A 24,670-nucleotide genomic window follows, 5' to 3' on the forward strand; every position below is an offset into this window, starting at 1 on the left:
GACCGGCGCGCCCCTTTTTTCCGTTCACGGAACCCTCGCACATGACGGCAAAACCGCACCCGCTTCCCCAGACAGAAGGCGCCCCCTGGCCGCTGTGGCGGTTGGGGTTGCTGCTTTATCCCTTCGTGGCGATGGCGGTCTGGCTGAACCTGTTCATGCTGGGGCTGATGGCGACCTGGATGGGCTGGCCGAACCTCTCGCCCATCGCCGCGCTGTTTGCGGCGCTGGCGGTGGCGCTTCCGGTCGACTATCTGGCCGCGCTTTGGCTGCGCCGCCTGCTGGACCGCGCCAACGCCCCCTAAACCGCGACGGGGCCGTGTTTTTCCAGCTTTCCCCTGCACGCGCGCCATGCCAGCCTGCGCGGCATGGCTGACCTGATTCTGATCCTTGTGGCCGGGTTTCTCGGCGGGCTTCTGAACGCGATTGCGGGCGGGGGCACTTTCATCACCTTCCCGGCGCTTGTTTTCATCGGCATCCCCGAGATTGCCGCCAACGCGACCTCGACCGTGGCCGCCATGCCGGGCTATCTGTCGGCAGCCATCGGTTTTCGAAAGGACATAGCGGAGCTGGACCGCAAGCTGCTGATCCGCCTGACCCTGTGGTCGATGCTGGGCGGCGCGGTCGGGTCGGGGCTGCTGCTGATGTCGTCGAACGAGGCCTTCGCGGTGCTGATCCCCTTTCTGCTGCTGGGGGCGACGCTGGTGTTTCTGCGGGGCGCGCAGATCCGCGAATGGGCAGCGCGCCAGCGCGGCGCGGTCAAGGCATTTGGTGCCGGAACCATGATCCCGGTGGCGATCTATGGCGGGTTCTTCAATGGCGGATTGGGGATCGTGCTGCTGGCGCTGTTTTCGCTGTGGGGGATGACCAACCTGCACGCGATGAACGGGTTGAAATGCTGGCTCAGCTTCGCGCTGTCGGTGATTTCCTTCGTGATCTTCGCCATGGGCGGCAAGATCGTCTGGATCCCGGCGCTGGTGATGGGGGTCGGCACCATCCTTGGCGGGCTGGCGGGCGCACCGGTCGCGCGCCGTATCCCCATGCCCATGCTGCGCGCCCTGATCGCGGCGGTCGGCTTTGGGATGACCGCCGTCTTTCTGTTCCGGCTGCTTTAGGCCGCCGCCGCCGCGTGGTCGCGGATCCGCGCCACCATGGCGCGCAACCCGTTCGAACGCTGCGCCGAGAGGTGTTCCTCCAGCCCCAGCCGGCGCAATTCAGCCGTCGCGTCGACGCGCCCGACCTCGGCCGCGGGCAGGCCGGCGAACAGCGCATGGACCACCGCGACCAGCCCGCGCACGATCAGCGCGTCGCTGTCGCCGATGAAATCGAAGCGCCCGCCTTCGACCTTCGGCACGATCCAGACCTGGCTGGCGCAACCCTCGACCTTGCTGGCCGGCGTCTGCAGCGCCGGGTCCATCGCGGGCATGGCCTTGCCGATCTCGATCAGGTGGCGATAGCGATCCTCCCAGTCATCCAGGAACTCGAACGTCTCGACGATATCTTCGAAGGCAGCAGTGCTCATTCATCCGCCCTCCTTGGCGGTGCCTTCTGCTAGCGCGCCGCGCCGCCAAGGTCAAAGAGCCTTTGCGCCCCGCCCGCCGATCGCCTATCACTGTGCCGAGACTTAAGGTGGAGAAAACATGCGCGTAGCGACCCTTGCCCTGACCCTTGGCGCGGTGCTGGCCGCGGCCGGATGCTCGCGTTTTGGAAGCGACAGTGGCCTGAATCCGCTTGGCTGGATGGGCGGCGGATCGAGGCAGCCCACCACGCTGGAACCGGAAGGCGGCTGGAAAAGCGAACAGGAGGACGGCCGCCAGCTGGTGCCGCAGATCCTGTCAGCCGGCTTCCAGCCCCTGAACGAGGGCAAGCTTTTGATGGTGCAAGCCTTCGCGCCGGTCAAGGGTTGGTGGAACCTCGAGCTGATCAGCGCCCGCGTCCAGCCCGCCGGCCAGATGCGCCCCGATGATGACGGCATCCTGCGTCTGCGGCTGGTCGGCAACCCGCCTTTGGCCGACAGCCCCGAATCGCGAATGCCTGCCAACCCGCAGGTCGACGTGCTGAATGTGGCCCTGCCGCTGTCGACCATCCAACTGTCGCGGCTGCGCGGGATCGAGATCCAGGCCGCACAGGGCGGCGTGTCGATCAGACCCTAAAGCGGTTTCTTGAAACCGATATGGCTGGGCGCATAGCCCAGCCGTTCATAAAAGCGATGGGCATCGCTGCGGCTGGCATTGCTGGTCAGTTGCATCAGCGTGGCCCCCTGCGCGCGAGCCCGTGCCTCGGCATCGGCCATCAGCGCCGCCCCCGCCCCCTGCCCGCGCAATGACGCATCGACCCGCACCGCTTCGACCTGCGCACGCCGCGCCGCCGACAGCGACAGGCCCGACATGACCGTCAGCTGATACGTGGCGAGCACCTGCCCCCCGGCCTCGCCCACGATCAGCTGGTTGCCGCCCTCGGCCTGCATGGCGTCAAAGGCCGCCAGATAGGGATCAAGCTGCCCGGTCTCGCGCCCCCGACCCAGAACGTCATCGGCCAGCAGAGCCACCACGGCCGGCACATCGGCACGCGTCGCAGGGCGGAAGGTCAGCGCCGCGCTCATGCCAGGCGCGGAACGTCGGCGGCGGCCGCGACGAAGGCCCGGATCAGGTCGGCATCCTTCTGGCCCGGCGCGCTTTCCACGCCCGAAGACACATCGACGACGCGCGCGCCGGTCAGGCGCACAGCCTCGGCCACATTGTCGGGGGTCAATCCGCCGGCCAGCATCCAGGGCGTCAGGAACTTGCGCCCGACCAGCAGCCGCCAGTCAAAGGCCAGCCCGTTCCCGCCCGGCAGCGCCGCGCCCTTGGGGGCCTTCGCATCGACCAGCAGCATATCGGCCGCCAGACCATAATCCCAAAGCGCGTCCAGATCCTCGGGGCCGGCAACGCCCACCGCCTTCATCACCGGCAGGCCAGTACGGGCCTTGATCTCGGCCACGCGGTCGGGGCTTTCGCTGCCGTGAAGTTGCAGGATGTCCAGCGGCACGACCGCCAGAACCGCATCCAGCAGCGCGTCATCGGGATTCACGAACAGGCCGACGCGGGCCACACCCGGCGGCACTTCCAACGCCAGCGAGGCAGCGGCTTCGGGCGTCAGGTTGCGCGGCGATTTGGGGAAGAAGACAAAGCCCACAAAGGCCGCCCCGGCTTCGACCGCCGCGGCGACATGTTCGGGCCGCGTCAGCCCGCAGATCTTGACTTGGGCCATGTTCAGCGCGGCGCTGGCAGCGTCGTCCCCGATGTTGCGGGCCTGGCGTTGTCGAGAATCGCCAGCACCTCGTCGCGCGGCGCCTTATGCTGATCGCGCAGTGCGCCGACTTCACGTTCCAAGCGCGCCACCTCGGCTGTGCGGCGCGAGGCCTCGCTGCGGATATGGGCCTCTCGCAGCCATTCCCAGATGAAGCCGATGATGATGCCGAAGACGATGGCCACAAAGATCACCAGGAACAGCGGCAGGGTGATTTGCCAGCTGCCGCCGAAATACTGGTCAAGGCTGGCCGGGAAGGCCTTCAACGTCACCGTGCCGCGATTGGCAAGTGCGATGACCAGAAGGATGACGGCAAGGGCCAGGACGAATAGAAGGCGGATGAAGCGCATGGGGTTCCCTCGGATGGAGATACCTTGATGTGCCAGATCAGGCGTCGCCGTTCAACCTGTCGCGCAGCAGCTTGCCGGTCTTGAAGAAGGGAACGTGCTTTTCCTCGACCGGAACGGATTCGCCGGTGCGTGGATTTCGGCCTGTTCGCGCGTCGCGCCTTTTCACCGAAAATGCGCCGAAACCGCGCAGCTCGACCCGCTCACCGCGGGCCATTGCATCGATAACTTCGTCAAAGATCGTCGAAACGATGCGGTCCACGTCTCGTTGAATGAGATGCGGATTTTCCTCGGCGATCTTCTGGATGAGTTCAGAACGGATCATGTTACCCCCAAAGAGATGCGCGTCCATGGAGGATAAATCCAACAGGACGGGCTGTGAAAGGGGAAACGCGAAAATTTTCATTTAGTTGCAGGGAAACCGCCATGTTTCGTAATCGACATGAAAAAACCCGCCCCCGGTCGTGCCGGGGGCGGGTCGTCGAAATCGGCCTAGGGCTTATTCGCGGCTTTTCAGCGCAGCGCCCAGAATGTCGCCCAGCGAGGCGCCCGAATCAGAGCTGCCATACTGTTCGACGGCCTCTTTTTCCTCGGCGATTTCGCGGGCCTTGATCGACAGGCCCAGACGGCGCGACTTGGCGTCGACATTGGTCACGCGCACATCGACGCTGTCGCCAACACCGAAACGCTCGGGACGCTGGTCCTGACGGTCACGGGCCAGATCGCTGCGGCGGATAAACGACTTGGCGCCGTTATATTCCACCTCGATCCCACCGTCTTCGATGGCGGTCACGGTCACGGTGATCACGTCGCCGCGCTTCACGCCTTCAACGGCTTCGGCCATGGCTTCGTTTTCCAGCGCCTTGATCGACAGCGAGATACGCTCTTTCTCGACGTCGACTTCCTGCACGACCGCCTTGACGACGTCGCCCTTGCGGAAGTCCTGGATGGCGTCCTCGCCACGGGCATCCCACGAGATGTCCGACAGGTGCACCATGCCGTCGATATCGCCTTCGAGGCCGACGAACAGACCGAATTCGGTGATGTTCTTGACTTCGCCTTCGATGACGGTGCCGGTCGGGTGGGTCTCGGCGAAGACTTCCCACGGGTTGCGCTGCGTCTGTTTCAGACCCAGCGACACGCGGCGCTTGGCTTCGTCGATTTCCAGCACCATGACGTCGACTTCCTGCGAGGTCGAGACGATCTTGCCGGGGTGGACGTTCTTCTTGGTCCAGCTCATTTCCGAAACGTGGACCAGACCCTCGATGCCGGCTTCCAGTTCAACGAACGCGCCGTAATCGGTGATGTTGGTCACGCGGCCCTGATGGACCGAGCCGATCGGGAACTTGTCGGCGACGGTATCCCACGGATCGGCCTGCAGCTGCTTCATGCCCAGGCTGATGCGGTGGCTGTCGCGGTTGATCTTGATGACCTGAACCTTGACGGTCTCGCCGATCGACAGGATTTCCGAGGGGTGGTTGACGCGGCGCCAGGCCATGTCGGTGACGTGCAGCAGGCCGTCGACACCGCCCAGATCCACGAAAGCACCGTATTCGGTGATGTTCTTGACCACGCCGTCGACCACTTGGCCTTCGGTCAGGTTCGAGATCACCTCGGCGCGCTGTTCGGCGCGGCTTTCTTCCAGGATGGCGCGGCGCGAGACAACGATGTTGCCACGGCGGCGGTCCATTTTCAGGATCTGGAAGGGCTGCTTCAGACCCATCAGCGGGCCAGCGTCGCGCACGGGGCGGACATCAACCTGCGAACCGGGCAGGAACGCAACAGCACCGCCCAGATCGACGGTGAAGCCACCCTTGACGCGGCCGAAGATGGCGCCATCAACGCGCTCTTCTGCTGCATAGGCTTTTTCCAGACGATCCCAGGCTTCTTCGCGGCGAGCTTTCTCGCGCGAGATCGAGGCCTCGCCACGGGCGTTCTCGACGCGGTCCAGATAGACCTCGACTTCGTCGCCGACGGCCAGTTTGGCGTCTTCACCGGGATTTGCGAATTCTTTCAGATCGACGCGGCCTTCCATTTTGTAGCCGACATCGATGATGGCCTGGCCCGCCTCGATGGCGATAACCCGGCCTTTGACGACAGAACCCTCATCGGGGGTGTCGATTTCGAGGCTTTCGTTCAGCAGCGCCTCGAATTCTTCCATGCTTGTGCGTTCAGCCATAAGCTTTTGGTTTCCTTTTGGTTGATATACTGGCCTGACGGTTGGCTCCGCCGGTCTTTATGGTGCCTTTCGGAACGACAAAGGGTCGCAGCACGTGCCCGACCCGAAGAAAAGCGGCCTGTTCTGGCCATGTCATCCGATTGACTTGGTCGCCGCTATAATCCCAGACGGCACAAATCACAAGCCCGCAAACCGTTCCGGCCCAGCAAATACCGGCCGGATTCGCTGGTACATTCTAGACGTGGAAAATCGAGAGAGGGCGGCCACGCTGCGGTTCGGCCCTTACCTGCGCCGGGTCTGCACCTCGACAATGGCGCGCGACACCGCCTCGGTGATGCTCATGTCGGTGGTATCAAGGATCACCGCGTCATCCGCCGGGCGCAGCGGCGCTGTCGCGCGGGCGGAATCGCGGGCGTCGCGTTCGCGCAGCGCCGCCAGCGTTTCCGCCGGATCGGCCCCCAGTTCGGTCGCGCGCCGGCCGGCCCGCACCTCGTCCGAGGCGATGACATACAGCTTCAGCTCTGCCTCGGGACAGATCACCGTGCCGATGTCACGCCCGTCCAGCACCGCGCCGGGTTCCAGAACGGCAAAGCGACGCTGAAATTCGATCAGGGCGGCGCGAACTTCGGGGATCGCGGCGACCCGGCTGGCCGCCTGCCCGGCCTCGTTCGTGCGCAGGTCGGAACGCGCCAGATCCTCGGCGCTCAGCCCTTCTGCGGCAAGGATCGGATCCCCGCCTTTCGCGCCGACCGCACGGTACAGCAGCCCGGTATCCAGATGATGAAACCCGAAACGGCGCGAGATCGCCCGCGCGATCGTCCCCTTGCCAGAGGCCGCGGGTCCGTCGATGGCGATGGTGAAGGGCATATGGTCCTCGCTGCTGTTCGGGGCTGATGTGCCATGCGGGCAAAGGGCCGCGCAATGAAAAACGCCGACCCAAAGGGCCGGCGTTTCATGCGGATCAGGAAGGGATCAGTTCCCGCCCAGGGTCTTGGCGACCTCGGCGGCGAAATCTTCCTCTTTCTTCTCGATGCCGTCACCGACCATCACGCGGGCATAGCCGGTGATCTCGACGCCGGCGTCCTTCGCCGCCTCCTCGACGGTCAGGTCGGGGTTGATGACGAAGGGCTGACCCAGCAAGGTGTTTTCAGCCACGAACTTCTTCATCCGACCGGGGATGATGTTGTTCTGGATCACGGCCTCGGGCTTCGGCTTGGCGGAAGATGCGTTTTCTTCCAGCGCCTTGGCGGTCTGAACCTGCAGCTCACGCTCCAGCACTTCGGGGTCGAGCGTCGCTTCCGACAGCGAAACCGGGTTGGTCGCAGCAATGTGCATGGCGAATTGCTTGCCGATTTCCTGCGCCTTTTCGGTCGGGCCGTTCAGCGCAACCAGCACGCCGATCTTACCCATGCCGTCCGCAGCAGCGTTGTGGACGTAGGACACAACGGTATCGCCTTCCAGCACGTGCATCCGGCGCAGGGTCATGTTCTCGCCAATGCGGGCGATGGCGTCGGTGAGCACTTCCGAAACGGGCTTGCCGTTCAGATGCGTTGCGCGCAGCACTTCGACATCATTCGCGGTTTCCAGCGCAACTTCGCTGATCTCGCGGACAAGCTGCTGGAAATCGGCGTTTTTCGCCACAAAGTCGGTTTCCGAGTTGATCTCGATGGCGACACCTTTGCCACCCGAAACCTGCACGCCCACCAGCCCTTCGGCTGCGACGCGATCCGCTTTCTTGGCGGCCTTGGCCAGGCCCTTGGTGCGCAGCCAGTCGATGGCGGCTTCCATGTTGCCGTCATTCTCGGTCAGCGCTTTTTTCGCGTCCATCATGCCTGCGCCGGTCGATTCGCGCAGTTCCTTCACCATCTGAGCGGTGACAGCCATCTGGCCTCTCCTTTTATAGGGATCGGACGGGACATAGTCCCGCCCGGTGACATTTCAATGACGCGCGCAGATCAGGCGTCGGATTCGGCGGCGACGGTTTCTTCCGCCTCCAGATCCTCGGCCGGGGTCTCGGCCAGGGCGCCCAGGTCGACGCCGGCGGCGCCCATCTGTGCGGTCATACCATCCAGCGCGGCGCGGCTGGCCAGATCGCAATACAGCGAGATGGCACGAGCGGCGTCGTCATTGCCCGGAATGATATAATCTACGCCTTCGGGCGAGGTATTGGTGTCGACCACGGCCACGACCGGGATGCCCAGTTTCTTGGCTTCCAGGATGGCGAGGTCTTCCTTGTTGACGTCGATCACGAACAGCAGGTCCGGCAGACCGCCCATTTCGCGGATCCCACCCAGCGAGGCCTGCAGTTTGGCCTGCTCGCGTTCCAGCTGCAGACGCTCTTTCTTGGTCAGACCTTCTGCGCCATGCGCCATCGTCTCGTCGATCGCCTTCAGGCGGTTGATCGACTGCGAAACGGTCTTCCAGTTGGTCAGCGTGCCGCCCAGCCAGCGGTGGTTCATGTAGAACTGCGCCGATTTTTCAGCCGCATCAGCGACAGATTTCTGCGCCTGACGCTTGGTGCCCACGAACAGAACGCGGCCGCCCTTGGCAACGGTGTCGCGGATGACCTTCAGCGCCTGTTCCAGCATCGGAACGGTCTGGGTCAGGTCGACGATGTGGATGCCGTTGCGGTCGCCATAGATATAGGGCGCCATGCGCGGGTTCCAGCGTTGGGTCTGGTGGCCGTAGTGAACGCCAGCTTCAAGCAGCTGACGCATGGTAAAATCAGGAAGCGCCATGTCCATTTCCTTTCCGGTTTGCGCCTTGGCAGAGGATCTCAGGGTTGCCCCCAACCGGTGGACCGATCCGGGATTTCTCCCCGGCTGGCCCGCCTCTGCCTGTGAAGTGGGGTGCCCATAGGCCATTTCGGGACACATGACAAGCCCCACCTGCATCGGCGCATGTCAATTCCGCACGGCCGAAGCCAATGGATCAAGTTTTACCTTTATCTCGCCACAGAGGGGCCCGTCGGCGGCATGTGTTCGGCAAGGCATCAACCGAACCTTAACCCGGCTGTGCCTAGAACGGATGAAACGGACTGACACGAGGACGCAACAATGCGCTATTTCCATTTCGCCCGCAATGCGGGGGACGCCTGACATGGCAGCGCAGCTGACACTTCCGGCACGGTTGGACCTGACAGCCGCGAAACCGCTTGCGCGCGAGATATCGGCTCTTGTCGGCGATGTGGAGCTGGATGCCTCGGGGGTAACGCATCTGGGCGGACTATGCCTTCAAGTGCTGCTGGCGGCTGCGCAATCCTTTCAGATCAGCGGGCGCAGCTTCGCGATCAGTTCCGCATCCGAAGAATTTCAGGCTGCCCTGTCGATGTTCGGCGTCGATCCCGCGCAATTGCCAAGGAAGGCCACCGCATGAGCCTGAACATCCTCGCCGTCGACGACAGCCGAACCATGCGGGACATGCTGCGTATTTCGCTGACCGGCGCCGGCATGATCGTGACCACCGCCGATGACGGCATCCACGGGCTGGAGATACTGGAGCATTTGCACCCCGACGCCATCATCTCGGATGTGAATATGCCACGTCTGGACGGCTTCGCCTTCATCGAGGCTGTGCGCAAGGTCGAACGGCTGCGCGCCACGCCGATCCTGATGCTGACATCTGAAAGCGCGCCAGAGCTGAAGGCGCGCGCCCGCAATGCCGGGGCGACCGGCTGGATCGTGAAGCCCTTCGACCCGCAAAAGCTGGTCAGCTCGCTTCACATGGTTACCGGATAAGGAGGAACGGCATGTCAAATGATCCCATGGCCGAAATTCGGTCGTCCTTCTTTGTCGAATGCGAGGAACTGCTGGAATCCCTGCAAGACGCGCTGAACATCATGGATGAAGGTGCGCATGACTGCGAAACCATCAACGTGGCCTTCCGCGCGGTCCATTCGATCAAGGGTGGCGCCGGCGCCTTCGGGTTCGACAACCTGGTGGCCTTCTCGCATCGCTTCGAAACCATGATGGAGGAGATTCGCGCAGGCCGCCTCGCTCTCATACCCGACACGATCAAGCTGCTCTTTATCACAGCAGATCTGCTGCAGGATGTCATCCGCGCGACCCGCGACGGCGCCGCGGAACCCGCCGGCACGCAAGAGGTGTTGATCGCGCTGGAAGCGCTGTTGGGCGAGAACGGGCCTCCCGCAGAGGAGGAGGTCGACTTCACCCCCATGGGCCTGTCCTTCGATTTCGGCGACACGACCGAAGACACCACCTATCTGACTGACGGCGCAACGGGCTGGTCCATTGCCTTCACCCCCGAAAGCGGCCTGTACACGAGCGGCAACGAAGCTCTGCTGATTTTGCGCAGCCTGTCACAGCTGGGGGCGACCAAGGTGACTTGTGTGGTGCCGACCGATTTGCCCGCGCCGACGGAAGAGAATGCCGAAACCCCATTTCTGTCCTGGCTAGTCCACTTGCGCGGTGACGTGATAGAGGACGATATTCGTCAGGTCTTCGACTTCGTTGCCGATGTCTGCCAACTTGAGATCGAACAGATCCAAGGCGGTATCGACCTTGGCACCGATCCGCCATCGACAGCCGTCGAAGAAGAAAAGCCTCGCCCTGCGCCGGTCACGGACACGGTCGCCGCGTCGCGACCAGAGCCTGCCGTAACATGCGCGGAGGTCAGCGTCCCCGAACAAGCCGATCCGCCACCACCTGCAAACGCCTCGCTCACCCCGACGCGGCCGCTTAATCCCAGCACCGCCCCCAGCGAGCCCTTGGCAACCGTCCGGGTCGACCTGGAAAAGATCGATCAGCTGGTGAACCTTGTCGGCGAACTTGTCATCAATCAGGCGATGCTAACGCAAAGTGTCGAAAAGGCCGGGGTCGGGCATCAGCCCGACGTGATGAGCGGCCTTGAATCCTTCATGACGCTGACCCGGGACATTCAGGAAAGCGTGATGATGATCCGCGCTCAACCGGTCAAGCCGTTATTCCAGCGCATGGCCCGCATCGTCCGAGAGACGTCTGCCAGCGTCGGCAAGGAGGTCCGCCTGCGTACCGAAGGCGACAACACCGAGGTCGACAAGACTGTCATCGAACGCCTGGCCGATCCACTCACGCATATGATCCGCAATGCGGTCGACCATGGCCTGGAGCTTCCGGATAAGCGTCGCGAGGAAGGAAAGCCGGCGGAGGGGGTCATCCTTCTTTCGGCCAGCCATCGGGCGGGCCGCGTGCTGATTGAAATCGAGGATGACGGTGCGGGGATCAATCGCCCGAAGGTTCGCGAAACCGCCATTCGCAAAGGCTTGATTGCACCAGATGCACAGCTGACGGAAAACGAGATCGACAACTTGTTGTTCGTGCCGGGCTTCTCGACTGCCTCAAAGATTTCGGCCTTGTCGGGTCGCGGCGTGGGTATGGATGTCGTCAAAGCGGCGATCACCGGCCTCGGTGGCCGGATCACACTCACCAGCGCGCCGGGTGTGGGCACCAAGCTCTCGATCTCTCTTCCACTGACGCTTGCTGTCCTTGACGGGATGGTCGTCCAGGCTGCCGGCCAAACCCTGGTGGTCCCACTTTCGGCAATCATCGAGACCGCCAAGCTTGAAGCCGACAAAATCCATCACCTCGCACCGTCAGCTGAGATGATGCAGATCCGCAGTGAGTTCGTACCGCTGTTCGATCTCGGCCAGCAGCTGGGCTTTCGCGATGCCCGGATCGAGTCCGCGTCAGGCATCGTCCTGCTGATCTCACAAGAGGATGGGCGCCGCGCCGCGCTGATCGTTGACGCGATCATGGAGCAGCGCCAGGTCGTCATCAAAGGCCTTGGCCAGAGCTATGGAAACATACCCGGTGTCGCGGCCGCGACCATACTTGGCGATGGGCAAATTGCACTCATCCTCGACCCGGCGGACCTCGTGCGCGACGGCAATCTCTCCTCTCCCCGCGATCTGAAAGCAGCAGTGTAAAATCATGGCCGACCTCCCTAATACGACACCCGAAAATGACGTCGAGCTTTTGTCTTTCCGCATCAGCGAACAGGAATACTGCGTCGACATCATGTCGGTGCGCGAGATCCGCGGCTGGACCCGGGCGACGCCACTGCCCTATTCACCGCCACACGTGAAGGGCGTCATCAACTTGCGCGGCACGGTACTGCCTGTGATCGACCTGTCGGCCCGATTGGGTATGGAGCCGATCGACGGAATTGATCAAAATGTGATTGTCGTGGTCAGCGTCGGCGGCACGACCGCGGGCTTGCTGGTTGACGCCGTTTCCGACATTCTCACGGTCTCACAGGACGAGATCCAGCCTCCGCCGGACATCGGCGCCGATCCATCGGCATGCTGCATCGAGTCGCTCTTGCTGGTTGAAGGCAAGCTGATCCGCGTCCTCGACTTGAAGGTCCTGCTGCCAAACGCCCCCCGAGACGCAGCATGACAAGCGCCTCTTTCTCGCCACGAGAGGTTGCGCTGAATGATCACGATTTCGATCAGCTACGCCAGATCATCTACACTTATGCGGGCATCGTCATCGGCCCGGAAAAGCGAAGCATGATGCGCGCCCGTCTGCAAAAACGGGTTGCCGCGCTTGGGCTCGGCTCCATGGCCGAATATCTCAAGCTGGTCAGCGGTGCACGCGGCGTCGCCGAACGCGAGAAGTTCATCTCATCGCTGACCACCAACGTGACGAGCTTCTTCCGCGAAAACCATCACTTTGGCCTTCTGAAGGAAGCCATCCTGCCGCCGCTGGTCGCCGAAGACCGCCAGATCAGCATCTGGTCGGCCGGATGCAGCAGCGGCCAGGAGCCTTATTCGATCGCTATGACCATTCACGATTTCATGCCGTCTCTGGCGCCGCTTGTGCATATCACTGCGTCTGATATCGACATGCAGATCTTGGAAAAGGCCAAGCGCGCGACCTACAAGCCCGCCGAGATGGCGGGCGTTCGGCCCGGTCAACGTGCGAAATACTTCCAGCCTGCCGCAAATTCCACCACGCCTGACGACATGCAGGTCGTTTCCAGCCTCAAATCAATGATCGAGTTTCGACAGATCAACCTCAACACGCACTGGCCGATCATTCAGCACTATGACGTGATTTTCTTCAGGAACGTCGCGATCTACTTCGATGCCGATACGCAACGAACGCTGTGGCGCAAGTTTCACGGCGCCCTGCGTCCGGGTGGCTGGATGCTCATCGGGCATTCTGAGCGTGTTCCAAACGACCAGCACGACATTCTCCGTCCCAGCGGGATCACCGCATATCGCAGACCGAACTGAACCTGCAAGAGAGCGAAATGAGCCTCAAAGACCAGCTCCGAATTCTCGTCGTCGATGACATGTCGACCAGCCGCGGGATTATTATCCAAGCGCTTGAAGCCATAGGCATCAGGAATATCCAATACGCTGCAAGCGGCGCCGAGGCGCTGGCAATCATGGCGCGGCAACCTGTGCATCTGGTCCTGTCGGATTACCACATGCCGGGCATGGATGGAATCCAACTGCTTAGAGAAATCCGCACTGATGCGAAGACAAGGGCCGCGGGCTTTATCCTGATCACTGGCAAGGCGGACAAGGGAATCATCGACAGCGGCAAGGCGCTAGGATTGAACAACTTCATCAAGAAACCGTTCGGCCCCCAAGATCTGAAATCCTGCCTTGAGGCAGTGGTCGGCCGGCTATGACGAACACACCCAAGCAACTGCCACTCACGCATTTTCTACGCAATGCATCCGAACTGCTCGATGAAACTGCGAAGAACGCACTCGACCTTCAGACCCATCTTGCCAGCTTCATGGCGGCAGGACCCGACGGTCATGGCCAATCGCTGGATCTGGTCATCATGCAATCGCTTGACATGATGACGCAGACACTGGCTGATCTTTCCACGGCATTCCTTGCCACCTCGCAGCGGACAGAGGACGTGCCAGTCAGCGAGTGGGAGCAGGTGGTGGAGGGGCTGAAACTGGAATATGTCGGCCGCGCACTCACATACGGCGGCAGAGAGAACAATCCGCAGCCCAGCAATATCGAGCTTTTCTAAAAGTTCCTCATGGGTCGTGGTCGGGCGTGACAACGCGGAAAGCTGGTGCGGCGCGAACCCAGAAAGGGCGCGGCGGGGCTAAGGTTATTGCGCTGTGCAGTGTTCCGTCGATCCGATGTCAGGTGCGGATTGTGACGGCAGCGCGAAGCAGGGATGCCATATTGACGCCGCCTTGCGAGGGTGCGTCAATATGGCCCCGCAGGAAGGTCAATTCATGCAGCGGGACGCAAGCCTATCCGGCCTTGCTTATCGTTCAAGTACGGCGATTTCGCGAGGCAGTCGGCCATAGATGGCCTGCATCGTAGATCCAGACCTTGCAAGGAAGGATGGCCTTTGCCTCGGCTCTTGCCGGGGTAGGTAAAGCACGGGCCAGTTGGCACGAATTTCCAGCTAGGCTGCACCCGTACCATCGACCGCCTGCGCATCGACGGAAATCGCCACTACGTCGCTACGCGCATAGGATTCGTAATAATCGAATGGCGTCCCGGACATGTCGCGCGACATCGATTTGATCAGCAGCACGGGAAAGTTCCTGGACACTTGCAGATACCGCGCCGCCTCGGGCGGGGGGATCACGGCGGCGACTTCCCGGCGCGCCTGACAAATCAGATAGCCGGCCGAACGTAGCGTCGCGTTCAAGGATTGCGTGCCCTGCAGCACCGGCTTGCCAATCAGTGTCCTGCCCACTTCAAGCGGCATCCAGTTGGTTGAATAGACAGCCGGCAGCCCGTCCAGAAAGCGCAGCCGCTCCAGGCCAAAGCCGATCGTGCCCAACGCGAGGCCCAATGCGCTGGCGGCCGGGTCCGGCAGTGGCCCCTCGCGCCACTCCAGCACGCTGGTGGTGATGGCCACATCAGGGGCATGGGCGGCCGTTTCCAAGAAACCCTCGGTCACTTGCAGCTTCCAGCGATTGTCGGACTGATCGCTGACAAAGGCCCCGCGGCGCGGCACGATGCGGATCAATCGCCGCTGTTCCAGCACCCTGAAGGTATCGCGGACGGTGGATCGGGCGAGGTCATAGCTGCGGCACAGTTCGGACTCGCCCGGAATCCGCTCACCGCTTTTCAGGGCGCCGGACTTGATCCGCTGCTCGATGATATCCGCCAGTTGAAGGTAATAAGGCTCGGTTGAGGTACGGTCGATGATCGGCATGATTGTTATCCGTTTGTCCGAACGTACCGTACAGACAAAATCGGCGCAATGCATCCATGATAGGCAGATCCGAATTGACTCGTGCGTTTTTGTACGTACAGTACGTTCATCATATCGCAAAAAGGGTGCGGATCGGCACCCTGCATTACCCCGGACCGACATCCAAGGAGGCGCAATTGGCCAATCGTTATTCCACCAGCTATCGCATGAACCGCGTTCTGCGCGACGACCGCGCTGCATTGATCGTCCCGATTGACCACGGTCTGGTCTGGGGCCGGGTCGAGGCGCTGGAAGCGCCCGTTCAGGTGATGCGCCGCTATATTCCCATGGACATCACCGGCTTCATGGTCTCGACCGGGATCGTCAAGCAGTCCGAGGTCGAGATGGCGAAGAACTCGCATCTGGCCCGCGTTCTGGCCATCGACGCCTTCTGGCCCACCAGCGCGCCCGAAACCGGCACCGGCTGCATGGCCGCAAGCGTCGAGGATGCCGCCCGCCTTGGCGTCGATTGCGTCAAGATGCTGATGCCTTGGAACGTACCCGACGATGAAAAGATCAACTATTGCAAGCGCATCGGCAAGGTTATCGCCGATGCCGACCGCTGGGGCATCCCCACCATGCTGGAGCCGGTCTTCCTGAACACGCCGCGCAGCCCCGAGATCATCACCGCCGAGATGGAGGTGGCGCGCGTCTGCTATGACCTGGGCGCCGATATCATCAAGATCACCTTCCCCGGCCCGGACGCCACGCATGCACTATGCGAAGAATTGGACATTCCGATCGTCGTTGCCGGCGGCCCGCTCAGCGGGGATGCGGCCTCGACGGTCGATGACATCCGGCTGGCGATCGAGGCGGGCGCGCAGGGCGTGGTCGTCGGTCGCAAGATCTGGCAGCGTCCGCAGGAAGAAGCAGCCGACATGATGGCGCAGATCGCCGAAATTTCCCGCGGCAGCTTCACGCGCCGCTGGTAGGGTCGCTGGGGAAACGGGGGGCACGGATGCTGGTCTGCGGGATCGACATCGGTTCGACCAATCTGAAGGTTGGGCTGGCGGATGGCGCGGGCAGGCTGCTGCAGACTGCGACCATGCCAACGCCCCGCACGCGCGACGCAATCGGCATCGTCACCGACCCCGCCCAGCTTCTCGACGAGGTCGAGCGGCTGGTGCTGGACGTCTGGCGAAAGGCGGGGATCGGCATGCCCATCAGTGCTTTCTGCACAACCGGGATTGGCGAGGACGGGCTGCTGTTGGGCGATGACCTGACCCCGCTGAGCGCCGCCATTCCCTGGTTCGATCGCCGCGCCAGCGCGGATGCAGCCCAGGTTGCCGCCAGCGATGCCGCCACGTCGCGCGCGGGGATCGTCATGGACCCGACCCGGACCGGGGCGAAATGGCGCTGGCTGGCCCGGCACCACCCCGAAACGATGGCGCGGGCAAGATACTGGGCCGCGCTGACCGATTTTCCGCTGATCGCCTGGGGGGCCACGCCTTTCATCAGCGAGACGCTGGCGGCGCGGACCGGCTGCTATGACCCGTTCGTGCTGGGCTGGCTGGCCGATCTGCTGCGCGCCTGCGCCGCCCCGCCCTTGCCTTCGGTTGTCGCGGCCGGGCATGTCTGCGGGCGGTTGAACAATCCGCGGCTGATCGCGGCCGGGGCGGCAACAGCCGACACGCTGTTGGTCTCGGGGGGCCACGATCACGCGATTGCGGCCTCGGCGATCCTGCGCAGCGATCCCTCTGCCTGCGTCGACAGCCTCGGCACCGCCAGCGTGCTGTATGCCGAAATCCCCACCATCCCACCGCCACCATTAGACCCGCTGATCGCCCTTGCCGCACCGGTCCGGGGCGGCGCGGGTCTGGCCTGTATCGGCGTTCTGGAATTTTCCGAGGCGCTCAACGCTGCAGGAAGCCCTAACGAGGTCCGCAACTTTCTGGCGGCTTCCCCCCTGCCCGGCCAGCCTGGCCAACCACACCCCATCATCGCCGGCCATCCTGATGCGCGCAGCATCCGCGCCGTTGTCGAGGCCGCGGCGATGACCACCCGCGCCATGCTGGGCAAGGTCCCTAGCGCCGGTCCCATCTACGCGACCGGCGGATGGAGCCGCTCATCCGGCTTGTTGCAACTGCGCGCCAGCGTGCTGGGTCGGACGATCCTGACTGCGGATGAGCCGGAACTGGCCCTTGTCGGCGCGGCCCTGCTGGCCGCCGAGGCGACCGGAAGCCCCCTCGCCTATCAACCCGATCTGCGCGCCATCGAGCCGCTGCCGGCATGGCAGCGCGCATATGACGCCGCCTATCCGGTTTTTCTGGACCGCCTGCATGCGGCACACGACAATGCCGTCGCAACAATCCCGCGCAGCCCCCGAGGAACCGCATGAAGAAACTGATCAACGCCCCCGCCGATGTGGTGACGGAAATGCTTGAAGGCTTTGTGGCCGCGACACCGGACACCGCGCTGCTGGCGGACGAAACCGTCGTCGTCCGCACCGATCTGCCCGACCGCGCCGCGCGTGGCGTGGCGGTGATCTCGGGCGGGGGCAGCGGGCACGAGCCGGCCCATGCCGGCTATGTCGGGCGCGGCATGTTGACGGCGGCGGTGGCGGGGGATGTGTTCACCTCGCCCAGCACCGATGCCGTGCTGGCGGCGATCCGGCATGTCGCGGGGCCGGCGGGGGCGCTGCTGGTGGTGAAGAACTATACCGGCGACCGGCTGAATTTCGGCCTCGCGGCCGAGTTGGCCCGCGCCGAAGGCATCCCGGTCGAGGTGGTGATCGTCGCCGATGACGTGGCGCTGAAAGATACCGTTCCGCCCGACCGGCGGCGTGGCATCGCGGGCACCGTGCTGGTCCACAAGGTCGCCGGTGCCGCCGCCGAAGACGGCCGCCCGCTGGCCGAGGTGGCAGAGCTGGCACGCCGGGTGGCGGGGGCCGTCGGCTCGATGGGGGTGGCGCTTGGTGCCTGCACCTTGCCCGCCGTGGGCAAGCCGGGCTTTGAGCTCGGCCCTGACGAAATCGAGATGGGCCTTGGCATCCATGGAGAGCCGGGCGTGCGCCGGGCGAAGATCGCCGGCGCCGATGCGCTGGTAGGCGCGGTGCTGGATGTCATCGCCGAGGATCGCGGGCTGGACCCGGCGCAGCCGGTGGCGCTGCTGGTCAACGGGCTTGGCGCGACCCCGCCGATGGAGCTTTCTGTCATCCAGCGCGCCGCCCTGAACGATCTGCGCGCGCGGGGGCTGGAGGTCGCGCGGCAATGGTCCGGTACGCTGCTGAGCGCGCTGGATATGCCAGGATTCTCGCTGTCGGTGCTGCCGCTGGATGCACAACTTCTGACCTGGCTGGATGCGCCGACGACCGCGCCCGCATGGCCCGGCGCGGGGCTTCTGAATGCTGGGCAGCTGCGCCTGCCCGCCCCGCCCGCAGCCGATCCGTCCCCCGCTGACACGCCAGCCGACGCGACCGGAGCCGCCTTGCACGCCGCCGTCCTGCGCGCCACGGAGGCCCTGATCGCAGCGGAACCGGAACTGACCCGGCTCGACAGCCTCGCGGGCGATGGCGATCTGGGCCAGAGCATGCAGCGCGGATCAGAGGCAGTGCGCGCCCTGCCCGCCAGCGCATTCGCCAGCGCCGAAACCGGACTTACGGCCATCGCCGCCGCTCTGCGCAAGGCCATTGGCGGCAGTTCCGGCCCGTTTTACGCCACCGCACTGTTACGCGCGGCCCGCAGCCTGTCGGGCAAGTCCGCGCCTTCGCCCACCAATTGGGCCACCGCGTTCGACGTTGCTGTCACCGCCATCAGCGATCTGGGCGGCGCGCGTCCGGGCGACCGGACCATGGTCGATGCGCTGCGCCCCGCCGCCGAGGCGTTCAGCGCCGCCATCGCAGGCGGCGCACCGGTCGCACAGGCCTGGCATGCCGCCATCGCCGCTGCAGATCAGGGGCTGGAGGCAACTAAGGCGATGCAGCCCCGCGCCGGGCGCGCCAGCTATCTGGGTGATCGCGCCACCGGCATCCCCGATGGCGGTGCGGCCGCTGTCACCTACTGGATGAAGGCACTACCGCCCGCGCAACCCTGACAGAGGGGCGCGGCAACATGACCGGGCCGGGAATGAGGGAAACGGTTGACTCGTACCCGGCCCATAATAAAGTCCGTATTGTACGGACAAAAATGTACAGGGCGGTCTTCTGATGGAGGTCAGGAAAGCCGCCCCATCCCCGGAGGAGGATCCACGATGAAGAATACTCTTGCCCTGCATATGGCGGTGATCGCGCTGACCGGCTCGGTCGCGACCATGGCCACCGCCCAGACCCTGCCCGAACGCGTCGGCATCACCGTCGGCACGCTTGGTAACCCGTTCTTCGTGCCGCTGGTCAAGGGCGCCGAGGACGCCGTCAAAGCCGCGGCGCCGGATGCCGAGGTGACCGTGGTCAGCGCCGATTACGACCTGAACAAGCAAAGCTCGCAGATCGACAGCTTCATCGCCTCGGGCGTGACGTTGCTGGTGCTGAACGCCGTAGACAGCGAGGCTGTCGGCCCCGCCGCCAAGCGCGCCAAGGATGCCGGCATGACGGTGGTGGCGGTTGACGTCACCGCCTCGGGCGCGGATCTGGCGGTGCGGACCGACAACACCCAGGCCGGGCGCATTACCTGCGAATATCTGGCCGAAGCGATCGGGGGCGAGGGCGACTTCATCATCATCAACGGCCCGCCAGTCAGTTCCATCATCGACCGCGTCACCGGCTGCAAGGAGGCGCTTGCCAACTATCCCGACATCAACCTGCTGTCCGACAATCAGGACGGCAAGGCCAGCCGCGACGGCGGGTTCGAGGTGATGCAGGGCCTGCTGACCCGCTTCCCCGAAATCGACGCGGTGTTCGGCGCAAATGACCCGACCGCCATCGGGGCCGAGCTTGCCGCCAAGCAATTCAACCGGACCGAGATGATCATCGGCGGCGTCGACGGCTCGCCCGATTTCGTCGATGCCCTGCAGAAGGAAGGCACGCTGCTGGTCGCCTCTGCCTCGCAGGATCCTTACGGCATGTCGAAACAGGCGGCAGAGCTGGGCCTGCAGCTGATGGCTGGCGAGGCCCCAGCCGAGACCGAGATCCTGCTGGAAACCGAACTGGTCACGCGCGACAACGCCACCGGCTGGACCCCCTGGGCCACCGAATAGGGCGATGATCCGGGCGGGGGCGACTGCCGTCCCCGCCCAACCTGCATTTCGGGGACAAAGCCATGACTGCAACGGCCGCGATGACACAGCCAGCGACGCCGCGACTGGTCATGCACAACATCTCAAAGACCTTCGGGCCGATCCGGGCCCTGCAGGACGTCTCGCTGACGGTGATGCCGGGCGAGGTTCATGCGCTGATGGGCGAAAACGGCGCTGGCAAGTCAACGCTGATGCGCATACTTGCCGGGGCGATCCATGCCGATGCCGATGGCCGGATCGAGATCGACGGCCGCCCTGCACAGATCGCCGGCCCTCGCGACGCCCGCGATCTCGGCATCGCGGTGATCTATCAGGAACTGTCGCAATCGCCGAACCTGACCGTGGCCGAGAACATGTTTCTGGGCCGCGAGCGCCGCCGCGGCCCCTTCATGACCGACCGCGCCCGGCAGCGCCGCGAATGCGCGCCGGTGCTGGCGCGGCTGGGGGCCGACTTCGGGCCGGATACGCTGGTGATGAACCTTTCGCTTGGCCAACGCCAGCTGGTCGAGATCGCCCGCGCCCTGTTGCAGGACGCCCGCCTGATCGTCATGGACGAACCCACCACCGCGCTGAGCGAGCGCGAAAGCGAACACCTGTTCACCCTGATCGACGGCCTGCGCGCCGAGGGGATCGCCATCATCTATATCTCGCACCGGATGGAGGAGGTCTACCGGCTGGCCGACAGCGTCAGCGTGTTGCGCGATGGCCGCTATGTCGGCGGTCTGAGCCGGGCGGAGCTGGATGCAGAGCGGCTCGTCTCGATGATGGTCGGGCGCGAGATTTCGGGATTTTACCAGAAGCAGCACCGCCCCGCCCCGCACGAGGCCGCCGTGCTGGAGGTGCGCGACCTGACTGATGGTGACGGCATCGGCCCGGTCAGCTTCGACCTGTTCGCAGGTGAGGTGGTCGGGATTTCCGGCCTTGTCGGCTCGGGCCGAACCGAGGTGGCGCGGCTGATCTATGGCGCGGATCCCGCACGCGGCGGCAGCGTCAGCCTGGGCGGCACTGAACTGGACCACCGTCGGCCGCGCAGTTCGCTGGATGCCGGACTGGCCTATCTGACCGAGGACCGGAAGGGCAACGGCCTGTTCCTGGACATGACCGTGGCCGAAAACACCGCCATCAGCGTCCTGCATCGGCGCGGCGGTCCGGGCGGCGTCCTGCCGCCGGCCACCGTCACCGACATGGGGCGCGCACGTATCGCCGAACTGGACGTGCGCGGCGCGGGCCCGGCCACGCGGGTCGGCAACCTGTCGGGCGGCAACCAGCAGAAGGTGCTGCTGGGCCGGTTGCTGGAAACCGCCCCGCAGGTGCTGATCCTGGACGAACCAACCCGCGGCGTCGATATCGGCGCGAAATCGGAAATCTACAGCCTGATCGACCGGCTGACCGCCAGCGGAATGGCGGTGCTGATGATTTCCAGCGAACTGACCGAGCTTCTGGGCACCGCCGACCGCATCCTGGTCATGCGCGACGGCCGCATTGCGGGCGAGGTCCCCAACACCGCCACGAACCCCGCCACGCAAGAGGCGATCATGCGTCTGTCGGCCGGCACCGGCGCCCAGACCAAGAACGGAGGACAAGCATGACCACCCCCGCCCAAACCGCCGCATCCCGGCGCGAGACGATGCGAACATGGCTGCGCCTGTCGGGCATGCTGCCGGTGCTGGTGCTGCTGTGCATCGGATTCGAGCTGGCCAGCGGCCGCTTTTTGTCGGTCAACAACCTGTCGATCGTGATGCAGCAAGCCTCGATCAACGCCGTTCTGGCGGCGGGGATGACCTTCGTCATCCTGACCGGCGGGATTGACCTGTCCGTCGGTTCCATCCTGGCGCTGGCGGCGGTGGTGGCGGTGGCTGCCACGATCACGCCGGGCCTTGCCTGGGCCGCGATACCGCTGGCGCTGATGGCGGGGGCGGCCTGCGGGCTGGTCAACGGTTCACTGATCGCCTGGCTGGGGCTGCCACCTTTCATCGTCACCCTGGGGGCGCTGACCGCCGTGCGCGGGGTGGCGCGGCTGGCGGCTGGAGATTCCACGGTTTTCAACTCTGACCTTCCCTTCAGCGTCATCGGCAACGGTAACCTGTTCGGCGTGCCCTGGCTGGTGGTCATCGCCTTTCTGGTGATCCTGCTGTCCTGGGTGATCCTGCGCCGCACGGTGCTGGGGACCTGGATCTATGCCGTCGGCGGCAATGCCGAAGCCGCCGCCCTAGCCGGCATCAAGGTGCCGCTGGTGTTGCTGTTCGTCTATGCCGTCTCGGGCCTGCTGGCGGGGCTGGGCGGGGTGATGTCGGCGGCACGGCTTTACGCCGCCAACGGGCTGCAGCTTGGCCAGGCGTACGAGCTGGACGCCATCGCCGCGGTGATCCTGGGCGGGACCAGCTTTGTCGGCGGTATCGGCTCGGTCTGGGGGACGCTGATCGGGGCGCTGATTATCGCCGTGCTGTCGAACGGGCTGATCCTGCTGGGTGTGTCGGATATCTGGCAATACATCATCAAGGGCGGCGTCATCATCCTGGCTGTGGCCATCGACAAGCTGCGCACCCGCTAGGTCTGGACCATGCACGCGTCTTCCGACGGGCAGGCGACATGTGCCGCTTGCGTAAATCCCGCTGGCAGTTGACAAATAGGCAAGTCAGAACCCAAGGGAGAACGTGCATGGCGATCCGCAGCATCCTGACCAGCTATACCGGAACCGGGGGCGGCGCGGCCGCGCTGCACATGTCGGTTCTGATGGCCAAGAAATACGACGCCCGCATCACCGGCGCCGTCTGGCAGCCGCCGAATCCGCTGCGCAAACGCTCTGCCGCGTTCCTGACCCGCGACATCGACACCATCATCGACCAGATGGAGACAGAGTTCGTCGACGAACGCCGCCGCGCCTTCGAGGCCACAGTGTCCGAAGCTGGGCTGTCCGGGCGCGCCGATTTCGTCGCACTCAGCAGCACCGGGCGTACGCTGGTCGAACTGTCCCGCGCCCATGACGTCGTGGTGATGGGTGGTGCGGCTGAAGGTGGTCGGTCCGAGGATTTCTCGATCCGGCCTGACGTGATCGCGCTGCGATCAGGCCGCCCGACCATCATCGTTCCGGCAAGCTATAACGCGCCGGCGATCAACGAAACCGCGGTGGTGGCCTGGGACGGCAAGCGCGCCTCGGCACGTGCGCTGGCGGACGCGATGCATATTCTGGCGACCAAGGACAAGGTAACGCTGCTGGTCATCGGCGAAGGCCCGGTCAAGGATCGCGAGCAGATCGACGATGTCCTGCGGCTGCTGGAGCTGCACGGGATCGACGCAGCGTTCGAACAGCGCCCGGCGGCGACCGGCGGCATCGGGCGCACCATTCTGGACACCTGCACCGATCTGGGTGCGGGCATCTTGGTCATGGGCGCATACGAGCACAGCAAGTTTTCAGAAGACCTGCTGGGCGGCGTCACCCGCGACATTCTGGAAAATGCCGACCTGCCCCTGCTGATGTCGCACTAGCCGCCGGTAGAGATCAGCGTTGTCTGGGCGAGCTCCTGACACTCCGCCGGGGCCGCGCCCTCGATCCGGCGCAGCAGCAGATCGGCCAGACGCGCGCCCGCCATGCGACGCGAAAAATGCGCCGAATGGACAGGGGCGGCGATATAATCACCAAGGCGCGTACCGGACCTTTGGGCGAAACCGACCGCGCCCGCCTTTGCGCCCAGCCGGTCGCGCGTGCCGGCTTGCGCACCCAGTAGTGCCAGTTCATTCGCGCATAGAAAGGCATCCGCGCCCGCGTCCAGCAGCGGGCCGGCCGCGCGGCGGGCGGTATCAGGGGCCAGTTCGCCCAGATGGCGGAGTGCCGGGTCGGGTGCGATGCCATGATCGCGCAGCGCCTGCTCATAGCCGCGCAGCCGCTGCCGCACGAAGGTGAAGCGCGGTTCACCGTCAATCAGCGCAATGCGCCGGAACCCGTCGCGCAGCAATGCCTCGGTCCCCTGATGGGCGGCCTGTTCATTGTCGATGTCGAACCATGGATGCTCGGACAGAAGCTCGGTTCGGCCGAAGGTGACAAAGGGAAAATCGGCCTCCAGCAGATACTTCACACGCGCATCCAGCAGTTCCGTGTGGTCGAGGATGATACCATCGGCCTGCCGCGCCCGCACGACCTGACGCACCGCATCAAGCCCCGCTGCGCCCTGACCGACCGGCACCGCACGCAGTGCATATTCGGTCCCGACGAGCCGCTGATGAATGCCGTTCAGCAGCCCGACTGCACCGGAATCGCCGACCTCCTCCTCGGGCTGAAAGCCCAGGAAGGCCATGATGACAAAGGTGCGCCCGGTCCGCAGCCGCGCCCCGTCGAGGTTGCGGACATAGCCCATCCGGGCGGCGGTTTCGCGTACCTTCAGCACCATTTCGGGGCTGATCTTGTGACCGTCCTTCAGCGCCCGCGCGACCGTGGTGACCGAAACGCCCATCTCGGCGGCGATGGTTTTCAGCGTCACCGGGCCGTCGCTGTCCTTGGTCAT

At 64.4% G+C, this 24,670-nt stretch carries 28 protein-coding genes; 17 read left to right on the top strand and 11 right to left on the bottom strand.

Going from position 1 to position 24,670, the window contains the following annotated elements; genetic code table 11:
• Positions 1-41 precede the first annotated feature (41 nt).
• Positions 42-302, top strand: a complete 261-nt coding sequence (locus G7044_RS08675; RefSeq protein WP_166328025.1) for a hypothetical protein — start codon at positions 42-44, stop codon at positions 300-302.
• A gap of 63 nt (positions 303-365) precedes the next feature.
• Complete coding sequence (locus tag G7044_RS08680) at positions 366-1,112, top strand: sulfite exporter TauE/SafE family protein (protein WP_166328026.1); 747 nt, start codon at positions 366-368, stop codon at positions 1,110-1,112.
• Here G7044_RS08680 and G7044_RS08685 read toward each other — a convergent pair.
• Positions 1,109-1,519 carry a SufE family protein gene (locus tag G7044_RS08685; RefSeq protein WP_166328027.1) on the bottom strand — a complete coding sequence of 137 codons (411 nt, stop codon included), beginning with the start codon at positions 1,517-1,519 and terminating at the stop codon, positions 1,109-1,111. The two genes, G7044_RS08680 and G7044_RS08685, sit on opposite strands and share 4 nt — an antisense overlap.
• A 118-nt stretch (positions 1,520-1,637) precedes the next feature.
• Here G7044_RS08685 and G7044_RS08690 point away from each other — a divergent pair, with 118 nt between their 5' ends.
• Positions 1,638-2,150 carry a hypothetical protein gene (locus G7044_RS08690; protein ID WP_166328028.1) on the top strand — a complete coding sequence of 171 codons (513 nt, stop codon included), beginning with the start codon at positions 1,638-1,640 and terminating at the stop codon, positions 2,148-2,150.
• Here G7044_RS08690 and G7044_RS08695 read toward each other — a convergent pair.
• From G7044_RS08695 to rpsB, 8 genes are all read right to left on the bottom strand, one after another.
• The gene (locus G7044_RS08695; RefSeq protein WP_166328029.1) at positions 2,147-2,599 is read right to left on the bottom strand and encodes a GNAT family N-acetyltransferase; all 453 of its coding nucleotides are present in this window, start codon (positions 2,597-2,599) and stop codon (positions 2,147-2,149) included. The genes G7044_RS08690 and G7044_RS08695 overlap by 4 nt on opposite strands.
• A complete protein-coding gene (locus G7044_RS08700; protein WP_166328030.1) occupies positions 2,596-3,246 on the bottom strand; it encodes a phosphoribosylanthranilate isomerase in 651 nt (216 codons plus the stop codon). Before G7044_RS08700 ends, G7044_RS08695 begins: the two co-directional genes overlap by 4 nt.
• A gap of 2 nt (positions 3,247-3,248) precedes the next feature.
• Positions 3,249-3,635 (bottom strand): lipopolysaccharide assembly protein LapA domain-containing protein, encoded by a 387-nt coding sequence (locus G7044_RS08705; protein ID WP_166328031.1) that lies wholly within the window; start codon positions 3,633-3,635, stop codon positions 3,249-3,251.
• A 37-nt stretch (positions 3,636-3,672) separates the two neighbouring features.
• The gene (ihfB, locus tag G7044_RS08710; protein ID WP_166328484.1) at positions 3,673-3,957 is read right to left on the bottom strand and encodes an integration host factor subunit beta; all 285 of its coding nucleotides are present in this window, start codon (positions 3,955-3,957) and stop codon (positions 3,673-3,675) included.
• Positions 3,958-4,131: 174 nt separating this feature from the next.
• Positions 4,132-5,811 carry a 30S ribosomal protein S1 gene (gene rpsA, locus G7044_RS08715; RefSeq protein WP_166328032.1) on the bottom strand — a complete coding sequence of 560 codons (1,680 nt, stop codon included), beginning with the start codon at positions 5,809-5,811 and terminating at the stop codon, positions 4,132-4,134.
• A 282-nt stretch (positions 5,812-6,093) separates the two neighbouring features.
• The gene (locus G7044_RS08720) at positions 6,094-6,678 is read right to left on the bottom strand and encodes a (d)CMP kinase (RefSeq protein ID WP_166328033.1); all 585 of its coding nucleotides are present in this window, start codon (positions 6,676-6,678) and stop codon (positions 6,094-6,096) included.
• A gap of 105 nt (positions 6,679-6,783) precedes the next feature.
• Complete coding sequence (gene tsf / locus G7044_RS08725) at positions 6,784-7,695, bottom strand: translation elongation factor Ts (protein WP_166328034.1); 912 nt, start codon at positions 7,693-7,695, stop codon at positions 6,784-6,786.
• A 71-nt stretch (positions 7,696-7,766) separates the two neighbouring features.
• The gene (gene rpsB, locus G7044_RS08730; protein ID WP_207630238.1) at positions 7,767-8,555 is read right to left on the bottom strand and encodes a 30S ribosomal protein S2; all 789 of its coding nucleotides are present in this window, start codon (positions 8,553-8,555) and stop codon (positions 7,767-7,769) included.
• A gap of 355 nt (positions 8,556-8,910) precedes the next feature.
• Between rpsB and G7044_RS08735 the strand changes: the two genes are divergently transcribed.
• The 7 genes from G7044_RS08735 to G7044_RS08765 are packed head-to-tail and all read left to right on the top strand — an operon-like array spanning position 8,911 to position 13,811.
• A complete protein-coding gene (locus tag G7044_RS08735) occupies positions 8,911-9,186 on the top strand; it encodes an STAS domain-containing protein (RefSeq protein WP_166328036.1) in 276 nt (91 codons plus the stop codon).
• Positions 9,183-9,548, top strand: coding sequence for a response regulator (locus tag G7044_RS08740; protein WP_166328037.1), 366 nt, complete (start codon positions 9,183-9,185; stop codon positions 9,546-9,548). Before G7044_RS08735 ends, G7044_RS08740 begins: the two co-directional genes overlap by 4 nt.
• Positions 9,549-9,559: 11 nt before the next feature.
• Positions 9,560-11,734: a chemotaxis protein CheA gene (locus G7044_RS08745; protein WP_166328038.1), complete on the top strand. Its 2,175-nt coding sequence runs from the start codon at positions 9,560-9,562 to the stop codon at positions 11,732-11,734.
• A gap of 4 nt (positions 11,735-11,738) precedes the next feature.
• Positions 11,739-12,206 (top strand): chemotaxis protein CheW, encoded by a 468-nt coding sequence (locus tag G7044_RS08750; RefSeq protein ID WP_166328039.1) that lies wholly within the window; start codon positions 11,739-11,741, stop codon positions 12,204-12,206.
• A complete protein-coding gene (locus G7044_RS08755) occupies positions 12,203-13,048 on the top strand; it encodes a CheR family methyltransferase (RefSeq protein ID WP_166328040.1) in 846 nt (281 codons plus the stop codon). Before G7044_RS08750 ends, G7044_RS08755 begins: the two co-directional genes overlap by 4 nt.
• 17 nt (positions 13,049-13,065) lie before the next feature.
• On the top strand, positions 13,066-13,452 hold the full coding sequence (locus tag G7044_RS08760) for a response regulator (protein ID WP_166328041.1): 387 nt from the start codon (positions 13,066-13,068) through the stop codon (positions 13,450-13,452).
• A complete protein-coding gene (locus G7044_RS08765; RefSeq protein WP_166328042.1) occupies positions 13,449-13,811 on the top strand; it encodes a hypothetical protein in 363 nt (120 codons plus the stop codon). The genes G7044_RS08760 and G7044_RS08765 overlap by 4 nt, the downstream gene beginning before the upstream one ends.
• A 390-nt stretch (positions 13,812-14,201) precedes the next feature.
• On the opposite strand, the gene G7044_RS08770 is transcribed toward G7044_RS08765, so the two are convergent.
• Positions 14,202-14,963, bottom strand: a complete 762-nt coding sequence (locus G7044_RS08770) for a GntR family transcriptional regulator (protein WP_166328043.1) — start codon at positions 14,961-14,963, stop codon at positions 14,202-14,204.
• Between the two features lie 176 nt (positions 14,964-15,139).
• Here G7044_RS08770 and G7044_RS08775 point away from each other — a divergent pair, with 176 nt between their 5' ends.
• The 7 genes from G7044_RS08775 (at position 15,140) to G7044_RS08805 (ending at position 23,657) form a co-directional block, all read left to right on the top strand.
• Positions 15,140-15,934, top strand: coding sequence for a class I fructose-bisphosphate aldolase (locus G7044_RS08775; protein WP_207630239.1), 795 nt, complete (start codon positions 15,140-15,142; stop codon positions 15,932-15,934).
• A 26-nt stretch (positions 15,935-15,960) separates the two neighbouring features.
• The gene (locus G7044_RS08780; RefSeq protein ID WP_166328044.1) at positions 15,961-17,340 is read left to right on the top strand and encodes an FGGY family carbohydrate kinase; all 1,380 of its coding nucleotides are present in this window, start codon (positions 15,961-15,963) and stop codon (positions 17,338-17,340) included.
• Positions 17,337-19,034 (top strand): dihydroxyacetone kinase family protein, encoded by a 1,698-nt coding sequence (locus tag G7044_RS08785; RefSeq protein WP_166328045.1) that lies wholly within the window; start codon positions 17,337-17,339, stop codon positions 19,032-19,034. The genes G7044_RS08780 and G7044_RS08785 overlap by 4 nt, the downstream gene beginning before the upstream one ends.
• Positions 19,035-19,190: 156 nt before the next feature.
• Positions 19,191-20,132 (top strand): ABC transporter substrate-binding protein, encoded by a 942-nt coding sequence (locus G7044_RS08790; RefSeq protein ID WP_207630240.1) that lies wholly within the window; start codon positions 19,191-19,193, stop codon positions 20,130-20,132.
• 62 nt (positions 20,133-20,194) lie between these two features.
• The gene (locus G7044_RS08795) at positions 20,195-21,760 is read left to right on the top strand and encodes a sugar ABC transporter ATP-binding protein (RefSeq protein ID WP_207630241.1); all 1,566 of its coding nucleotides are present in this window, start codon (positions 20,195-20,197) and stop codon (positions 21,758-21,760) included.
• Positions 21,757-22,722, top strand: coding sequence for an ABC transporter permease subunit (locus G7044_RS08800; protein WP_166328046.1), 966 nt, complete (start codon positions 21,757-21,759; stop codon positions 22,720-22,722). Before G7044_RS08795 ends, G7044_RS08800 begins: the two co-directional genes overlap by 4 nt.
• 107 nt (positions 22,723-22,829) lie before the next feature.
• Complete coding sequence (locus G7044_RS08805) at positions 22,830-23,657, top strand: universal stress protein (RefSeq protein WP_166328047.1); 828 nt, start codon at positions 22,830-22,832, stop codon at positions 23,655-23,657.
• Here the strand turns inward: G7044_RS08805 and G7044_RS08810 are convergent.
• The gene (locus G7044_RS08810) at positions 23,654-24,670 is read right to left on the bottom strand and encodes a LacI family DNA-binding transcriptional regulator (RefSeq protein WP_166328048.1); all 1,017 of its coding nucleotides are present in this window, start codon (positions 24,668-24,670) and stop codon (positions 23,654-23,656) included. The genes G7044_RS08805 and G7044_RS08810 overlap by 4 nt on opposite strands.

It is taken from the genome of Paracoccus xiamenensis (assembly GCF_011308835.1).
GTDB lineage: Bacteria > Pseudomonadota > Alphaproteobacteria > Rhodobacterales > Rhodobacteraceae > Paracoccus > Paracoccus xiamenensis.

What these genes read in the sequence shown, in the direction of transcription:
- G7044_RS08675 (WP_166328025.1), top strand. Translation starts at nt 42, where the DNA reads ATGACGGCAAAACCGCACCCGCTTCCCCAGACAGAAGGCGCCCCCTGG.
- G7044_RS08680 (WP_166328026.1), top strand. Translation starts at nt 366, where the DNA reads ATGGCTGACCTGATTCTGATCCTTGTGGCCGGGTTTCTCGGCGGGCTT.
- G7044_RS08685 (WP_166328027.1), bottom strand. Translation starts at nt 1,519, where the DNA reads ATGAGCACTGCTGCCTTCGAAGATATCGTCGAGACGTTCGAGTTCCTG.
- G7044_RS08690 (WP_166328028.1), top strand. Translation starts at nt 1,638, where the DNA reads ATGCGCGTAGCGACCCTTGCCCTGACCCTTGGCGCGGTGCTGGCCGCG.
- G7044_RS08695 (WP_166328029.1), bottom strand. Translation starts at nt 2,599, where the DNA reads ATGAGCGCGGCGCTGACCTTCCGCCCTGCGACGCGTGCCGATGTGCCG.
- G7044_RS08700 (WP_166328030.1), bottom strand. Translation starts at nt 3,246, where the DNA reads ATGGCCCAAGTCAAGATCTGCGGGCTGACGCGGCCCGAACATGTCGCC.
- G7044_RS08705 (WP_166328031.1), bottom strand. Translation starts at nt 3,635, where the DNA reads ATGCGCTTCATCCGCCTTCTATTCGTCCTGGCCCTTGCCGTCATCCTT.
- ihfB (WP_166328484.1), bottom strand. Translation starts at nt 3,957, where the DNA reads ATGATCCGTTCTGAACTCATCCAGAAGATCGCCGAGGAAAATCCGCAT.
- rpsA (WP_166328032.1), bottom strand. Translation starts at nt 5,811, where the DNA reads ATGGCTGAACGCACAAGCATGGAAGAATTCGAGGCGCTGCTGAACGAA.
- G7044_RS08720 (WP_166328033.1), bottom strand. Translation starts at nt 6,678, where the DNA reads ATGCCCTTCACCATCGCCATCGACGGACCCGCGGCCTCTGGCAAGGGG.
- tsf (WP_166328034.1), bottom strand. Translation starts at nt 7,695, where the DNA reads ATGGCTGTCACCGCTCAGATGGTGAAGGAACTGCGCGAATCGACCGGC.
- rpsB (WP_207630238.1), bottom strand. Translation starts at nt 8,555, where the DNA reads ATGGACATGGCGCTTCCTGATTTTACCATGCGTCAGCTGCTTGAAGCT.
- G7044_RS08735 (WP_166328036.1), top strand. Translation starts at nt 8,911, where the DNA reads ATGGCAGCGCAGCTGACACTTCCGGCACGGTTGGACCTGACAGCCGCG.
- G7044_RS08740 (WP_166328037.1), top strand. Translation starts at nt 9,183, where the DNA reads ATGAGCCTGAACATCCTCGCCGTCGACGACAGCCGAACCATGCGGGAC.
- G7044_RS08745 (WP_166328038.1), top strand. Translation starts at nt 9,560, where the DNA reads ATGTCAAATGATCCCATGGCCGAAATTCGGTCGTCCTTCTTTGTCGAA.
- G7044_RS08750 (WP_166328039.1), top strand. Translation starts at nt 11,739, where the DNA reads ATGGCCGACCTCCCTAATACGACACCCGAAAATGACGTCGAGCTTTTG.
- G7044_RS08755 (WP_166328040.1), top strand. Translation starts at nt 12,203, where the DNA reads ATGACAAGCGCCTCTTTCTCGCCACGAGAGGTTGCGCTGAATGATCAC.
- G7044_RS08760 (WP_166328041.1), top strand. Translation starts at nt 13,066, where the DNA reads ATGAGCCTCAAAGACCAGCTCCGAATTCTCGTCGTCGATGACATGTCG.
- G7044_RS08765 (WP_166328042.1), top strand. Translation starts at nt 13,449, where the DNA reads ATGACGAACACACCCAAGCAACTGCCACTCACGCATTTTCTACGCAAT.
- G7044_RS08770 (WP_166328043.1), bottom strand. Translation starts at nt 14,963, where the DNA reads ATGCCGATCATCGACCGTACCTCAACCGAGCCTTATTACCTTCAACTG.
- G7044_RS08780 (WP_166328044.1), top strand. Translation starts at nt 15,961, where the DNA reads ATGCTGGTCTGCGGGATCGACATCGGTTCGACCAATCTGAAGGTTGGG.
- G7044_RS08785 (WP_166328045.1), top strand. Translation starts at nt 17,337, where the DNA reads ATGAAGAAACTGATCAACGCCCCCGCCGATGTGGTGACGGAAATGCTT.
- G7044_RS08790 (WP_207630240.1), top strand. Translation starts at nt 19,191, where the DNA reads ATGAAGAATACTCTTGCCCTGCATATGGCGGTGATCGCGCTGACCGGC.
- G7044_RS08795 (WP_207630241.1), top strand. Translation starts at nt 20,195, where the DNA reads ATGACTGCAACGGCCGCGATGACACAGCCAGCGACGCCGCGACTGGTC.
- G7044_RS08800 (WP_166328046.1), top strand. Translation starts at nt 21,757, where the DNA reads ATGACCACCCCCGCCCAAACCGCCGCATCCCGGCGCGAGACGATGCGA.
- G7044_RS08805 (WP_166328047.1), top strand. Translation starts at nt 22,830, where the DNA reads ATGGCGATCCGCAGCATCCTGACCAGCTATACCGGAACCGGGGGCGGC.
- G7044_RS08810 (WP_166328048.1), bottom strand. Translation starts at nt 24,670, where the DNA reads ATGACCAAGGACAGCGACGGCCCGGTGACGCTGAAAACCATCGCCGCC.